The organism is Lapidilactobacillus wuchangensis, assembly GCF_003946645.1.
GTDB classification, from domain to species: domain Bacteria; phylum Bacillota; class Bacilli; order Lactobacillales; family Lactobacillaceae; genus Lapidilactobacillus; species Lapidilactobacillus wuchangensis.
The window spans coordinates 16,220-31,063 of the sequence record NZ_RHOU01000013.1; the positions used below are offsets into that span (position 1 = coordinate 16,220).

Below are 14,844 nucleotides of genomic sequence, written 5' to 3' on the forward strand. Positions count from 1 at the left end.
AATTGTTGGGTTCTAGGCGGAATTGTGTCTGACTTTGTTCCGGGCTGCTTGGCGTGGAATGCCATGACGTTGATTTAAGCGCTTAGTCGCTCCTTAGTTGAGTGCGGCAGGGGCCCAGCGATTTTATGGGCGTGGAACATGGTGGACATCGATCTGAGCTTATTGCTTTCAGCAACAATCTCAGATACGAGTCTTATTCTAACCGCTAAAGCGGCAAGAATAATTTCACCATTGACGCCAATCGCTGGTCCCCTGCCTGGATTAAACTAACAAAACTGATCACCACTAGCTGGCCGAACCAGATTGTGGTGAAACAAAGTAGGCGTGACAATCGCGACTGAGAAGAGGGTTGTCACACCATTTTTGTGCTACTCAACTATTATTACAGATTGAATTGGATTTCTGAGCCCCGCTAACACTGCCTTAACCACTATCAATTGTGAAGTACACTAACTCAACTCCAGACGGAATGGAGGGCGTGGTTGTCAGCCGCCAAATTTGTCTTGCCGCTTTAGTGGTTAGACAAAGGCTCGTATTTGAAACAATTTGGTCTTCAATTGATTCAAATCGATGCCGGCAGCGTTCCACAACCAGCAAGCCCGCAATGGAGTCAGAACAAGTTCCGTTTCTATGTCACTTTCATGTTTTAATAGTTTTTAATTTTAGTAGTGACTTTTCATGAGAAAATTATGTGATTGTGGCATTTTCCTACTTTCGTCTGATGACAGCGCATCCATAAAGTGTGGTATGGTAGAAGCTAAGAGGTGGTTAACATGAGAATTGGAATTCCCAAAGAGATCAAGAACAACGAAAATCGCGTTGGCCTGACGCCTGCTGGTGTCCAGCAATTGCGCCAAGCAAATCAAGAAGTAGTCGTTGAATCAAATGCTGGGCAGAATGCCGGGTATGCTGACGCCGATTACCAAGCAGCCGGTGCTGAAATTGTTGATGCGACGGCGGCTTGGACTAGTGACATGGTCATCAAAGTTAAGGAACCTCTGCCTGAAGAGTATCATTTCTTCCGACCTGGTTTGATTTTGTACACTTATTTACATCTAGCACCAAATCCACAATTAACGCAGGCTTTGTTGGAAAATAAAGTAACTGCCGTGGGTTATGAAACCATGCGTGCAGCTGATGGTAGTTTGCCAGCCTTGAATCCAATGAGCGAAGTGGCTGGCCGAATGGCAGTTCTAATTGGCGCACAATTCTTACAAGAACAATATGGCGGCAAAGGGGTGCTGCTTAGCGGTGTGCCCGGAATTCGTAAGAGTCGCGTCACGGTCATTGGCGGGGGCACGGTTGGTTTAAACGCCGCCAAAACAGCCCTTGGTTTAGGCGCGCAAGTCACGTTGCTCGATATTAATCCGAAAGTTTTGGCCAATATTGATAATTTATTCGATGGCCATATTCAGACCTTATTCTCTAATCCAGTTAATATTGCTAAATCGGTTAAACACGCCGATGTTGTCATTGGCGCCGTGTTAATTCCTGGCGCCAAAGCACCGAAGTTAGTCAGCGAGGCGATGGTCAAGTCAATGGAACCTGGCTCAGTGCTAGTCGATATTCCCATTGACCAAGGTGGTATTTTTGCCACCAGCGATCATGCCAGTACTTTCGCTGATCCGGTTTACTTGCATCATGGTGTGGTTCATTATGCGGTGGCCAATATTCCCGGCGCGGTACCAAAAACGGCGACTGATGCTTTAACTAGTGTGACGACGCCTTATGCAGTTACTATTGCAAAGGCAGGAATTGTTGCTGCGGCGCAAGCTAATCCAACAATTCTGTCTGGCCTGAATACTTATGCCGGCCAAGTTACGGCTGAAGCAGTAGCCAATAGCTTACAATTGCCGTATGCTGATCCCATTAAATTATTCTAATTTGAATCGCCAGTTTGTCTTCATTTTTGAAGGCAAGCTTTTTTATTTTCTGTGGGAATAAAGGCTAATCATAATCAACGGTAAAATCTGGTCAGTGTGCTACAATCAAGCTAAATAAACTGATTTTAGTCAGGAAAGCGAGCTGTTGAAGATGGTATTGATCATTATTTTAGTTGTGGTCTTGTTACTGGTGTTGTGGGGCATTGGCATTCAACGGAAAATTGTGCGTTTCGGCAATGATACGGAAGAGAAGTTAAGTCAAATCGACGTCCAACTACAACGTCGTGGCGATTTGATTCCTAATTTGGTGTCAACGGTCAAGGGTTACGCCAAGCATGAACGTGAGACGCTGCAGAATGTGGTGGCGGCGCGTAATGCCAATGTTGATCATGGTCAGCAGGATTTGGCTAAGTTGGAACAGGCGGCTGATGATGTTAACAACGCTAACCAAGCTGCCCAAGCGCAAAAAGATGTGGCGGCGCGTTTCCAACAGAATAGTTTGATTCCCATGGATCGGTTAATGATGTTGACTGAAAATTACCCTGATTTGAAAGCCAATCAAAACTTCTCGCAATTACAAGAAGAATTGACCAACACAGAAAATCAGGTGGCTGCTAGTCGACAACTGTACAATAATTCGGCGAAGGCTTTCAACAATGTGATTCAAATGTTCCCTAACTCAATTATTGCCGGCATGTTGCACGCTGAGAAGAAGCCATTCTTAACAGTGCCTGAAGCGAGTAAGGCCGTTCCAAAAGTTGAATTTTAACAGAAGGTTGGTCGAGCGTAATGTCGTTATTACAAGAAATTGACCAAAATAAAAAGCGCACGGTCGAGTTAATGATCGCCGCTTTAGTTTTATTAGTGGGTATTGGCGCTGCTCTGGGTTATCTATTTGCTGGGAATACTTGGTGGCAAGTGGCCTTGTGGTTCCTGATCGGCGCCAGTGCTTATTTGATTTTTAATTATTTTTATTCGGCGAAATTTTTAATGAATATTAGTCATGCCAATGAGTTACAGCCTGGTGAAAATCCGCAATTGGAGAATATTGTCAGCGAGGTTGCTCAATTGGCTGAAATTCCCATGCCGAAGATTTATTTGATTCAAGATGAGACTCAGAATGCTTTTGCCACGGGACGTGATCCGGCTCATGGCCAAATCGCGGTGACAACAGGACTGCTGGATCATATGAATCGCGCGATGATTAAAGGCGTGATTGCCCATGAGGCCAGTCATATTCGTAATTATGATGTGCGCGTCTCGACGATTGCCACTGGTATTACAGCGGTGATCAGTGGGACTGGTGTGGGTCTGCTGCGCGCTGGTCAATTGATGCTTTATACCGGTTCTGGCCGTCGTCGTGATGATGACGATGATGGTAAAAATGCCGCCGTTTTGGCGTTGGCCTTGATGTTGGCCGGTTTAGTGATCATGATTGTCGGTGTTCCCATGGCCCGTGCTTTGCAATTCGCCGTTAGTCGGCAACGTGAGTCATTGGCTGATGTTTCAGCGGCTGAATTGACTCGCAATCCCCAAGGCTTAATTGATGCTCTCGAGGAATTAAAGCAAGATGATGTGCCCATGAAGCACGTTAATCGCGCCGCCGCGGCGCTGTATATCAGTGCGCCAGTTACTGGCAAGGATCATCAAGTTGGCTTTTTCGACAAACTTTGGCTGAGTCATCCACCACTAGATGAACGAATTGCCCGCCTGCAGAAATTACTAGATTAGGCTCATTACTTTAATAAGTACGCATAAAAAGACATTTCACGTTTGAAATGTCTTTTTTTATACCAGAAATATTCTTCTCTATGCATTATAAGAAAGATACTGAGTGACATTCCTGGATATTAGCAGGTATCAAAATTCTCTTCTGCTTGACAGTTTGATTTAAAGATTCTATGAGTAATGAAACACTCTCTTTTCCAAGTTCTTGTTCACTCTGAGAAAGAAATGTGTATTCTGGCGCATAGTTTTCGATTTTATTTGAGTCAAAACCAAATAATGAAATATCTTGTGGAATTTTTAGGCCAAGATCATCGATGGCTTTTTTAGTTAGCATACCAAGGTAACTATCTAAAACAACTAGACATGTGGGCTTCTTCTTCAAAATATAGCGTTTGATATTTGCAACGTCAGAATTACTCCCAGTCGAGATATCTGGATTTAAATAATAACTATCCACTACTCGTGCAATGTTGGAATCCGTAAGACTTATCGAGTCATTTGCATAAGCTTCTCTAAATGCATTGATTCTTTTTTCTAGAGATGAATTAGTAATGCTTCGATATGTAATTATCCCAATATTGTGTTGTCGATGTTGTAAGAGATAATTTGCTGATTTTAATGCGCCGTCGTAATGATCGGTACTAACAAATAAACTGTCAATTCCAGCCAACTCTTTGTCTAAAACGACAATGGGAAATCCAGATAATATCTTTTTGATTAACAGTGGGTTATAAAATTTCTTTTGAACAGGTTCGATAAGTAACCCATCAACAGGAAAATCAAGAAGTTCCTGCGTACAAGCCTTTTCCAACGTTTGACTTTCGTGAGAAATTTTTAGCAATAAATAATACCCTTGCTTTGTACACTCTGCCTCAATTGAACTGAGCAAGTTTTCGCCGAAGCTGGGCAATAAACCTGGAATAATTAGTCCGATAGTTTTATTTGCCGCAACTTCTTTTTCAATATGAAGGACAAAAGTGCCAACTCCCGATTTCCTTTCAACGAGATTATCGTCAACTAATAACTTGATGGCTTTTTGAATTGTAATTCGACTGACGTTGAATTCAACGATAAGATTTTTTTCAATCGGGATCATTGTACCAATTGGATAGATACCCTGATTAATTCGTCTTTTTAATTCTAAATAAATTTGCATGTACAAGGGTTCGTGATTGTTGTAAGGCATAATATCCTCTTTTCAAATGTTATAAAAAACATATCATATGATATAAATAATCGATAATTGTCTTTGAAAGCATTTACATTGCCTATATATATGATATTATTCAATTGTAATACAAAGAGCAATCTAAGTCCAAAAGGAGTGTATTTAATGTAATGCATACATTATAAGTCATTTGAGTAATAAGGGGAATTATATTTTAATTTTGGTCAGGCATAAATCTGAGGAGGATTATTATGAAATTGGGTATAACTAAAAGAATTCTTGCAATTACTTCTATTTCAATAGCATCAGTATTATTACTAGCGGGTTGTGGTAATAAAAGTGCGTCAGATAAAAAAGATAAGACAACGACTGTCAAAATTGCATGGCGTTATACAGGTAAAAACGACAGTATGGAACGTTTATACACTGATAAATGGATTGCAGATTTTGAAAAGAAAAACCCTGGGATTAAAGTAAAGCTTGATCCTATCAAAGCTACAGAAGGTGATTACTTCTCTAAACTTGACTTAGCAATGAAATCTTCCGAAACAACACCTGATATTGTTAATGAGGATTCCTTTATCTTGCCATCAGACGCTAAGGCCGGTTACCTTGAACCACTTGATAGTTATTTAAACGATTGGGATGAATGGAGTAACTTCACTGAGGCCTTAAAGTCAGGTGGGCAAGGATCAGATGGTAAGCAATATGGCATTCCTGGAACGACAGATTCACGGGGTATTTGGACTAATTTAGCAGTCATTAAAAAGGCCGGATATTCAGAGGACTGGGCACCAAAGAATTGGCAGGATATTATTGATGCAGCCGTTAAGATTAAAAAGACTCAACCTGATGTAATTCCATTTGCTGCAAGTGTATCGGCTACCAATGGTGGCGAATCTGTAGCAATGCAAACATTTGAACAATTGCTTTACGGAACGGGCGAATCACTTTACAACGAAAAAACGAAAAAATGGAATGTTGATTCAAAAGGAATTGAATCATCTCTAGAATTTATTGATACGATCATGAATAAGAAAAAAGTTGGACCTTCATTATCTGTGGCAATGAGTGCAAACTTTGGTTCAGTGATTTATCAAGATAAACTGCCAAATAATCAAGCAGGTCTCGGTATGGACGGTAACTGGAATACAGGTAACTGGGTCAAAGGCGGTGCTGCACCACTTGACAATGTTGAAAAAGTTCTTAACTTTAATTTGATGCCAACACAAGATGGTAAAAAGCCTGGTTATGTAACGATGTCAGGTGGTTGGACTTGGGCAATGCCGAAGAATTCTAAAAATCATAAGGCTGCTTTTAAAGTGTTAAAAGCAATGAATACAAAAGAAATGTGCTTAAAACGTGCCTTGTATGAAGGAACACTGACGGTGCGTAATGATGTCGCTAAGGATTCAGAATACCTTAAGAAGCCATTTATTAAGACAGCAACGACTGCGTTACAGAATGCTTATTTCCGACCTAAGAGTGACTTGTATCCGAAAGTTTCTATTGCAATTCAGCAAATGGTAGAAGCTGTTGCTACTGCAAGTAAAACTCCAAAAGAAGCGTCTGCTAAATATACAACTGATGTTCAAGGCATTGTTGGTAAAGAAAATACAGAAACTCAAAAATAGTGGATGCCCAGAAGGTCGAAGGTAACTTCGACCTTTAATTTTAGGAGAGTGAGTAATATGAATAGTAGCGAAACAATTGGACGCATTCCTAATCGTTCAAAAAAGCGAAATCAAATTAAAAGAACGTTTGGACTATTAGCTCCAGGTGTTTTACTTTTACTGGTTTTCTTCATCACACCTATGGTTTTAACTGTCATTTTTTCCTTTACTAATTTATCTTTAACCGGTGATGCAGCAGCAAATTTAAAGTTTGTTGGTTTTCAGAATTTTGTGACAATGTTCAAAGATCCTGAATTAGCTAATTCAATATGGAAGACCATTATCTTTGTTGTTTTCTCCGCAGTTATTGGTCAATGCTTCTTTGGCTTCCTAATTGCACTGTTAATGCGGGGAAAAAATAAAACTTTTAGACGAGTTGTTGGCTTGATTATTATCGCGGCTTGGGTAACACCAGAAGTTGTTGTTTCATTTTGTTGGGTAGCGTTTTTAAGTGATGGTGGTACTTTAAATAAAATACTGGTTTCACTTCTTAATATAAAACCGATTGCGTGGCTTTATTCGTTTCCAATGATTAGTGTTGTTATTGCTAATATTTGGCGAGGTACTGCGTTCTCAATGATGGTCTTTCAGACTGCTTTAGATGATATTCCTGCCGAAATTGAAGAGGCTGCAGTAATTGATGGCGCCAGTAGATGGCAAATTACGACTAGAATTACAATTCCAATGGTGCGTGGAACAATCGCAACTAATATTATGTTAGTAACTCTGCAAACTTTGGGCGTGTTCACCTTGATTTATACAATGACTGGTGGTGGCCCTGGTAATGCAACCTCTACCTTACCTGTATTTATGTATAAGCAAGCTTTTGTCAGCTATCAATTGGGATACGGTACAGCGATTTCACTTGTCCTTTTAGTTATTGGTGCCGTGGCAAGTTTGTTATACATGAAAGTATTGAAAGTAAAAGTATAGGGGAGTATAACTATGAGACAAAAAAATTCAATTAAAATTGCACAGTATATAGTTTTAGGAATTATCGCAGTTTTATTTTTAGTTCCCTTGTTATGGATGCTCTTTTCGTCTGTTGATCCACATGCTATTCAATCCATTCAGATGCCGTCAAGATTAACATTGGATAATTTTAAAGCAGTTATATCTGATAAATCAATTCTGCGTTCTTTTGGTATTGGGTTGTTAATGTCGGGATTTCAAGCAATTTTTGTGGTTTTGATTTGTGTGCTTGCTGCTTATCCACTTTCACGATATCGACTACCATTTAAACGCCCATTTATGTTGACTATTCTTTTCCTTACTTCATTACCAATGACTGCCGTAATTGTTCCTGTTTATCAGATGTTTCTATATTTGAAATTTCAAAATTCATTAATAGCAACTACAATTTTTTTAATTTCAACTAGTCTTCCATATGGCATTTGGATGATGAAGAATTTCATGGATTCAGTGCCAATAGATTTAGAAGAATCTGCTTGGATGGATGGTGCAACAGTTGGACAAGGAATTAGAAAAGTTGTTACGCCATTGATGCTTCCGGGAATTTTTACGGTTGGTATCTTCACATTTACTGGTAGTTGGGGTAATTTCTTTGTACCATTTATTTTAATAAGTTCACCGGAAAAGCTTCCAGCTTCTGTTACTATTTTTCAATTCTTTGGCAATAATGGTTTGGTAAATTACGGTCACTTAGCGGCATTCTCAGTTTTATATACTTTACCCGTAGTCGTACTATATGCCTTTTCACAAGCTTATATGTCAAAAGGATTCAGTTTTGGCGGTGCCCTAAAGTAGAGGGGGAAAATAAATGTATAATAGTCAAAAAATTCAACAACAATTACACTATTTACAACAACACGTGTACGCAAATTTACAACCAATCGAACCACTTTGGTTTTGGCAGGATGATCGCGAAGATCATAGAAGGGTTCCTAGTAATGCCAATTGGCAAAGAATAAGTTTGAACGATGCGTGGCAAGGTCGAGATTCGTATTATTGGTTGAAATTCACGATATCAATTCCTGCATTGAAACCAAATCAAAGATTTGTTTTACATTTAGATTTAGGGAGAACTGGCGGCGGTAATAATTCAGGTTTTGAAAGTCTAATGTTTGTCAATGATGAACCGTTTCAAGCGATTGATTCAAATCATCAAGATGCTTTTTTTAATGATAAATTCAAAAGCCAAAAACTAGAGATAAAAATAATGTTATGGTCAGGACTCGAAGGCGGAGGACCACAACAAATTCAGCACTATAATCTTAAAAAAGTCAGTAATGGTATTTTAAACGATACAGTTAGAGACTGTTATGCTTATTTAAAGCTTATAGCCCAAACAATTGAAGAACTAGATGACGACGAACCACTTAAGTATGATTATATAAAATTGATCGATGCCGCCTTTGCACAATTCTTCTGGGAAGACATCTCAAATTCACAATTGACGCAGGATTGCCAATTTGTTTTGGAAAGCATTAAGACGTTTATCAAGACGCACCCTCATCAGAAAAAGGATTTCCAAATATCGGCGGTTGGTCACACTCACATTGATGTTGCTTGGTTATGGCGTTTAAGACATACACGTGAGAAAACTGTTCGTTCTTTTACAACAGTATTGCAGTTAATGAAGATGTACCCAGATTATAAATTCTTTCATAGTACGCCACAGGTCTACGAATTTGTTAAAGAAGATTATCCAGATATTTATGCTCAGATTAAACAAAGGGTCAAGGAGGGGCGTTGGGAAGCCGATGGTGGTACATGGCTTGAACCTGACACCAATATTCCTTCTGGAGAGGCATTAACAAGACAGTTTCTCTATGGAACGCAATTTTTCGAGAACGAATTCAATTCAAAACAAACAGTGTTATGGCTTCCAGATGTGTTTGGCTACTCATGGTCATTGCCACAAATTATGCGCGGATTTAATATTAAAAATTTTATGACAACCAAGATTAGTTGGAACGATACAAATCGTATGCCACATGATACTTTTATTTGGGAAGGAATTGATGGCAGTAAAGTTTTAACTCATTTTATTACAACAACAGATGATCAAAGTAATTATCGTGATCCATCAAAATGGATGTATACGTATAATGGAGAAATTACACCACATACAGTCTTAGGAACATATCATGTTTATGCTGATAAAATTTATAATAACGATTTATTACTCGCTTATGGTCATGGCGATGGTGGCGGCGGCTCCACTAAAGAAATGATTGAAAATATTGAAATTATTAATCAATTACCTGGGTTACCAAGAGTCAGTAATACCAGAGTAGACGATTACTTTACGAGATTGAGAAACAACATTAAAAATAGTCACTTGACATTGGCAAATTGGAATGGTGAACTCTATCTTGAATTCCATCGTGGCACTTATACGTCGCAAGCACGTGTTAAGCAACAGAATCGACAGTTAGAGTTTGCACTTAGAAATCTAGAAATTCTTTATACACAAGCAATGATTCAACAAGATGTTGTTTATCCAATGACACAGATTAATGGCTTGTGGACAATGGTTTTACGTAATCAATTTCATGATATCCTTCCTGGATCAGCAATTAGTGAAGTATATGATGATAATAAAATTGAGTACCAGAACGGATTTGATCAGATTGCTGAATTAAATCGAAAGTTGCAGGCTATACCATCTGGTGACAATAAGCGGAATTCATATCATATCCGTAATACTAATGCTTGGACGGTTACTAATTTCGTTACAATAGACGAACCTGAGCAGGGGCATTTTGTTGACGAAAAGCAAAACATATTACCAATGCAAAGATTAAATGATCAAGCGATTGTAGAGGTAACGGTACCTGCATTAAGTGCAATCAATGTTTACTTTATTGCTGATGACGAAAGCGACAATGTTTCCGCACCAGTAAAAGTAACAGGTTCTTTGCAAAACGATGACTATCGAATCTCGTGGAATCCACAAGGACAAATAACTGAAATCTATGATTTGCGTTATCAACGGCAGGCTTTAGTTCTAGGAGAACCGAGTAACCAATTGACTGTGTATGAGGATCGACCACTTGAATACGATAACTGGAATATTGATAAGGATTATGTTGAGAAAGCAATTCAATTAAAAGCAGACTCAATTGAACTTGGCAGTCAAGGCCCCTTGCAGAAATCAGTGGTTTTCAAATATCATTTTGGTGATTCTTTAATCGCACAGGAAGTGGTTTTGCGTGATGATCGAAGAATAGATTTTAAAACACATTTAGACTGGCATGAACATCAGCAATTATTACGAACTAATTTTAAAGTAAATGTAATTGCGAATGAGGCAAGCTATGATATTCAATATGGTAATGTTAAGCGTTCAACAGCTGATAATACTAGTTGGGATTCGGCTAAGTTTGAAACAGTTGGTCATAAGTGGGCCGACCTATCACAGCGCGATTATGGTGTGGCCTTACTAAATGATGCGAAGTATGGCTACAGCATCAAGAAAAATAATTTATCACTGTCGCTTTTAAAATCTGGCATTTATCCAGATACTAATGCTGATCAAGGTAAATTCGATTTTACGTATAGTATTCTTCCGCACAAGGGTGACTTTGTTGAAGGTATGGTTGAGCCGAGCGCAACAGAATTGAATAATCCGTTAATCTTAGAAAAAGGTTTAGGTAAAATTGCAGAACCGCTATTTAAGTTTAACTGTGACGTTCCAGTTATTGTTGATGCTATTAAGTTAAGTGAAAATAAAAAATCTATCATTTTAAGATTCCATGAATATTCAGGACAAGATACTAAAGTAATGGTAAAACCAACTTTTAAATTTAATCTTGCCAAGAAAGCGAAACTGAATGAGGACTTGGAACAAGAGTTAATTTCTGATAAGGACGACGATTACTCTATTCAGTTAACTCCGTATCAAGTTATGACAGTTGCGTTTATCATTGATGATTAACACATATTGAAATATTTGATATGCGATATAAAAAGACATTTCACTTTTGAAATGTCTTTTTATCTGCCTGCCCAATAACCCCCCCTCAGACCTAGGACTGATTATTCGTGAAAGCGGTTGCTATCCGCTTGCGAATGCAGTATAAAGAAGCTACCAACATGACATCTGACGCGATAATGTCATCTTAAATTAATTGACGAACCAAAAATAACGGGCAATTGGCGGTGAGTGGTATGAAGACAAAAGTAAAATTTAATAAGGTTATGGGGATGATTGGGTTGGCAGTGACTGGCTGCGCACTGTTTGTCCTTGGTGGGCGCGAGTACCAGCAAGCACGGCCAACACAGACGCCGGGGATGATCGCCGTTCAAGCAATGTCCCAGGAAGGTTTGATCAACGATAAAGTTGCTTGGCAGCGCGTGGTCAAGGAAACCAATCATGGTCGTGATTTAACGACGGTAACTGAGATTAGTCAGGCTTTAAGTCAAGCCAATTCACATTCTCGAGCGGTTAATAGTCCCCAAGCAATCGAGGATATCAATTATCCTTCAACGACTAAATTTGCCAATTATACCATGGTTAATGTGCCGAGTTTTTGGTCAGTCAGTGAGAAAGAACGGAAAACTTATATTCGACTTTTGCAGAAAAAAGTTCAAATAGCCGGTCAAGGCAGTGGCCCAGTGGTGCTAAATTTCGCCAATAATAGTGGCGGCGATGTGATTCCGATGATTGCTGGCCTATCAGCCTTGCTGCCTAATGGTGATCTATGGGCGCAGGTGGATAAACATGGGCACAAATCAATGGTAACGTTGGCGGAGGAACGGATCAAACAACCTCTCGTGACGCAAGCTTATCATTATGCGGCCACACCGAAGCTTTTGCATAAAAAGGTTTGGGTGATTATGAATAAGCGGACGTATAGCGCTGGAGAAATGGCCATTATTGCCTTGAAGCAGAATCCCAACTGTCAGATTATTGGGACGGATTCTGGTGGCTTGACTAGTGCCAATCAAATCGTCGGTTTGGCGAAGGATAATTGGGCAGCCATTATTACTAGTGCCAGTCTTTATAGTCCGGCGGCGATCCACGGCCAACATCATTTCAATAATGTACCGCTAATACCGGATACTTGGACAATTCAGGTACCCATTACTAATTTCACCCGCTATAATCAACAACAACCCCTGGATCGCGGCTTCCTGCAAGAATTACAAACAGCTATTGCCAGCTGAGAGCAATCTTTTTTTAATGAATCTAGCTGAAATCATAACTGCAACCAATTTGTTTTTTGAATTGGCTGCATTATTTTTTAAAAGGATTTGAAGTTAAGCAGACGACGATTTGCGGCCAGTTAATTGATGGTTAATGCAAAGTGGCGTCATTTCATCTATAATTTGTGCAATAAGGACTATGTAAATTAGGCTGAATTATTTTAGCGAAAGCGCTATATTTATAACAGTGCCTTTTTTGTGAAGAAGGTTAGGTTTTCACCACAATTAGGGGGTTACTGCGGTGCAGTTATTGAATCAGGAAGTTGACGTACACGAGATTTTTAATCGAGTGATTAAATATTTTAGTCAGAAACATGAAATTCCCGATGCTTATTTTCGGGTGGTAATCAAGGCCAAAGAGCCCGCCTTATCGATTAGGTGGCATCAAGAACAGCGCAGTGTCACGATTACATTGCCAAATTTGGTCTATTTAGGGCGTTGTCTCAGTCATTTGTGGGATTTAGATTTAGCACATAATGATTATTTTGAAGAAAAAATTATTTTTCCAGAAGTGGCTTTCTCGCTAGACCTTTCGCGCAATGCGGTGATGAAGGTGAATACGGTCAAACAATTCATCATGTACATGGCCGTCATGGGCTACACCCACTTGTATTTGTACATGGAAGACACGTTTCTCGTTAGTAGTGAGCCCTATCATGGCTATTTGCGGGGGAGTTACAGTCGGACTGATTTGAAAGAAATTGTCGATTACGCGGCCATTTTTCAAATCGAAGTGGTGCCTTGTATTCAGACCTTGGCTCATTTGGACCAGCTGTTGAAATGGTCTAGCTATGAAAGCGTGCGTGAAGATCAAAGTACGCTGCTGGTTGATGAACCTAAAACTTATTTGACGATTGAGCAGTGGCTGCGGGAGTTGCGGGCAATTTTTACAACGCGGCGGATTCATGTGGGACTTGATGAGGCCAGTGGTGTTGGTCGTGGTCGTTATTTGCAGCATCATGCCTATCAATCACAAGATGAGTTGATGACGCGCCACATTATTAAAGTGGTGGCGATTTGTAAAAAGTTAGATTTGGAGCCGGAAATTTGGAGCGACTTTTTATATCATGCTTTAGATAAGCGGCATTTGCCAGGTTACTATCCTGTTAATGCCGAGCTGGATCAGCAACTGGCGGCGAAATTGCCAAAAGATATTGCTTATTGTTATTGGGATTATGGTGAGCGCAACGAGGCCAATTATCGCACGCGGTTGCAAAAGCATCAGCTACTAGGACCCCATATTCATTTTGCTAGTGCCGCGCATATTTTCGGAAATATTGTGCCGAATTATGGCAAGTCCTGGCAAAGTGCCGCACCGGGATTGGCTGCTTGTCAACAGGAGCAGGTCGAACAAGTGATGTTGACGACTTGGGGTGACGATGGTCAGGAGACCAATCATTTGCTGGCCTTGCCAATGATGCAAATGTTTGCCGAACGTTGTTACCATGAAGAGGTTGATTTGTCGCTAGGGGCCAAACGGTTTTCCGATTGTATCCAGGCTGGAATTTTCCTGAAGTTATGGCATTTGAATCATTTAAATGAGTTGCCTGGTGTGGAACCGGATAATTATTGGATGGCGAATCCTAGTAAACTGATTTTATGGCAAGATCCACTATTGGGTTTATTTGATAAGGATCTTGAGCTGTATCAGAAGGAATATAAGCTGGACCTGACGAAATACTATGCTGATCAAGCGCAATTATTCCGCACCAATGAGCGCTATTCGACGACTTGGTGTCAGGTGATTGAATTTTATCATTGCTTGGCGCAAGTGCTCGCCGACAAAAGCAATCTAGGCCTGCAATTACGTCAAGCCTACTTAAAACGCGATCAGGCGAAGCTAACTGAATTGCAAACGGCGACGATTCCACGATTGATTAATGCTGTCGTTCAGTTACAGCAACGGCATTATCAACTATGGCAGCAATTGTATCGTGCTAATGGTTGGGAGACGTTGGAGAGTCGTTATGCCACATTATTAAGTCGTTTGCGGACGACAATTAATCAGATCGAACAGTATCAACAAGGCGATCAAGAAAGCTTATTGGCTTTGCGCGAACCCCGGCGCGTTTTCGAACCTGGGACACCGCTAGTTAAATTGAGCGTACCTAATTATCGGCGGATTGCTTTTACTGGTTATAATTGAGGCGACTTTTTTAATGAGTTGATTTGATAAAGCATTACCTAACTTGATTTTTGAGAAGGGTAAGGCTTTTTT

General features: G+C 39.9%; 11 protein-coding genes. 10 read left to right on the top strand and 1 reads right to left on the bottom strand.

Going from position 1 to position 14,844, the window contains the following annotated elements:
* Window positions 1-469: 469 nt before the first annotated feature.
* The 4 genes from EKM82_RS11605 (at window position 470) to EKM82_RS09560 (ending at window position 3,614) form a co-directional block, all read left to right on the top strand.
* A complete protein-coding gene (locus tag EKM82_RS11605) occupies window positions 470-682 on the top strand; it encodes a hypothetical protein (RefSeq protein ID WP_164508220.1) in 213 nt (70 codons plus the stop codon).
* A gap of 91 nt (window positions 683-773) precedes the next feature.
* Complete coding sequence (ald, locus tag EKM82_RS09550) at window positions 774-1,883, top strand: alanine dehydrogenase (protein ID WP_125768563.1); 1,110 nt, start codon at window positions 774-776, stop codon at window positions 1,881-1,883.
* A gap of 151 nt (window positions 1,884-2,034) precedes the next feature.
* Window positions 2,035-2,652: a LemA family protein gene (locus EKM82_RS09555; protein ID WP_125768634.1), complete on the top strand. Its 618-nt coding sequence runs from the start codon at window positions 2,035-2,037 to the stop codon at window positions 2,650-2,652.
* Between the two features lie 20 nt (window positions 2,653-2,672).
* Window positions 2,673-3,614, top strand: coding sequence for a M48 family metalloprotease (locus EKM82_RS09560; RefSeq protein ID WP_125768566.1), 942 nt, complete (start codon window positions 2,673-2,675; stop codon window positions 3,612-3,614).
* An 85-nt stretch (window positions 3,615-3,699) separates the two neighbouring features.
* On the opposite strand, the gene EKM82_RS09565 is transcribed toward EKM82_RS09560, so the two are convergent.
* Window positions 3,700-4,767 carry a GntR family transcriptional regulator gene (locus EKM82_RS09565; protein ID WP_164508221.1) on the bottom strand — a complete coding sequence of 356 codons (1,068 nt, stop codon included), beginning with the start codon at window positions 4,765-4,767 and terminating at the stop codon, window positions 3,700-3,702.
* A gap of 263 nt (window positions 4,768-5,030) precedes the next feature.
* Here EKM82_RS09565 and EKM82_RS09570 point away from each other — a divergent pair, with 263 nt between their 5' ends.
* The 6 genes from EKM82_RS09570 (at window position 5,031) to EKM82_RS09595 (ending at window position 14,772) form a co-directional block, all read left to right on the top strand.
* A complete protein-coding gene (locus tag EKM82_RS09570) occupies window positions 5,031-6,413 on the top strand; it encodes an extracellular solute-binding protein (protein WP_225419714.1) in 1,383 nt (460 codons plus the stop codon).
* A 57-nt stretch (window positions 6,414-6,470) separates the two neighbouring features.
* Window positions 6,471-7,385, top strand: a complete 915-nt coding sequence (locus EKM82_RS09575; RefSeq protein WP_191988115.1) for a carbohydrate ABC transporter permease — start codon at window positions 6,471-6,473, stop codon at window positions 7,383-7,385.
* Window positions 7,386-7,397: 12 nt separating this feature from the next.
* Window positions 7,398-8,219, top strand: coding sequence for a carbohydrate ABC transporter permease (locus EKM82_RS09580; protein ID WP_125768575.1), 822 nt, complete (start codon window positions 7,398-7,400; stop codon window positions 8,217-8,219).
* A gap of 13 nt (window positions 8,220-8,232) precedes the next feature.
* Window positions 8,233-11,355 (top strand): alpha-mannosidase, encoded by a 3,123-nt coding sequence (locus EKM82_RS09585; RefSeq protein WP_125768578.1) that lies wholly within the window; start codon window positions 8,233-8,235, stop codon window positions 11,353-11,355.
* A gap of 233 nt (window positions 11,356-11,588) precedes the next feature.
* Entirely contained in the window at window positions 11,589-12,587 is a 999-nt protein-coding gene (locus EKM82_RS09590) for a S41 family peptidase (protein WP_125768581.1), read from the top strand.
* A gap of 280 nt (window positions 12,588-12,867) precedes the next feature.
* On the top strand, window positions 12,868-14,772 hold the full coding sequence (locus EKM82_RS09595) for a beta-N-acetylhexosaminidase (protein WP_125768584.1): 1,905 nt from the start codon (window positions 12,868-12,870) through the stop codon (window positions 14,770-14,772).
* Window positions 14,773-14,844 lie beyond the last annotated feature (72 nt).

What these genes read in the sequence shown, in the direction of transcription:
- EKM82_RS11605 (WP_164508220.1), top strand. Translation starts at nt 470, where the DNA reads ATGGAGGGCGTGGTTGTCAGCCGCCAAATTTGTCTTGCCGCTTTAGTG.
- ald (WP_125768563.1), top strand. Translation starts at nt 774, where the DNA reads ATGAGAATTGGAATTCCCAAAGAGATCAAGAACAACGAAAATCGCGTT.
- EKM82_RS09555 (WP_125768634.1), top strand. Translation starts at nt 2,035, where the DNA reads ATGGTATTGATCATTATTTTAGTTGTGGTCTTGTTACTGGTGTTGTGG.
- EKM82_RS09560 (WP_125768566.1), top strand. Translation starts at nt 2,673, where the DNA reads ATGTCGTTATTACAAGAAATTGACCAAAATAAAAAGCGCACGGTCGAG.
- EKM82_RS09565 (WP_164508221.1), bottom strand. Translation starts at nt 4,767, where the DNA reads ATGCAAATTTATTTAGAATTAAAAAGACGAATTAATCAGGGTATCTAT.
- EKM82_RS09570 (WP_225419714.1), top strand. Translation starts at nt 5,031, where the DNA reads ATGAAATTGGGTATAACTAAAAGAATTCTTGCAATTACTTCTATTTCA.
- EKM82_RS09575 (WP_191988115.1), top strand. Translation starts at nt 6,471, where the DNA reads ATGAATAGTAGCGAAACAATTGGACGCATTCCTAATCGTTCAAAAAAG.
- EKM82_RS09580 (WP_125768575.1), top strand. Translation starts at nt 7,398, where the DNA reads ATGAGACAAAAAAATTCAATTAAAATTGCACAGTATATAGTTTTAGGA.
- EKM82_RS09585 (WP_125768578.1), top strand. Translation starts at nt 8,233, where the DNA reads ATGTATAATAGTCAAAAAATTCAACAACAATTACACTATTTACAACAA.
- EKM82_RS09590 (WP_125768581.1), top strand. Translation starts at nt 11,589, where the DNA reads ATGAAGACAAAAGTAAAATTTAATAAGGTTATGGGGATGATTGGGTTG.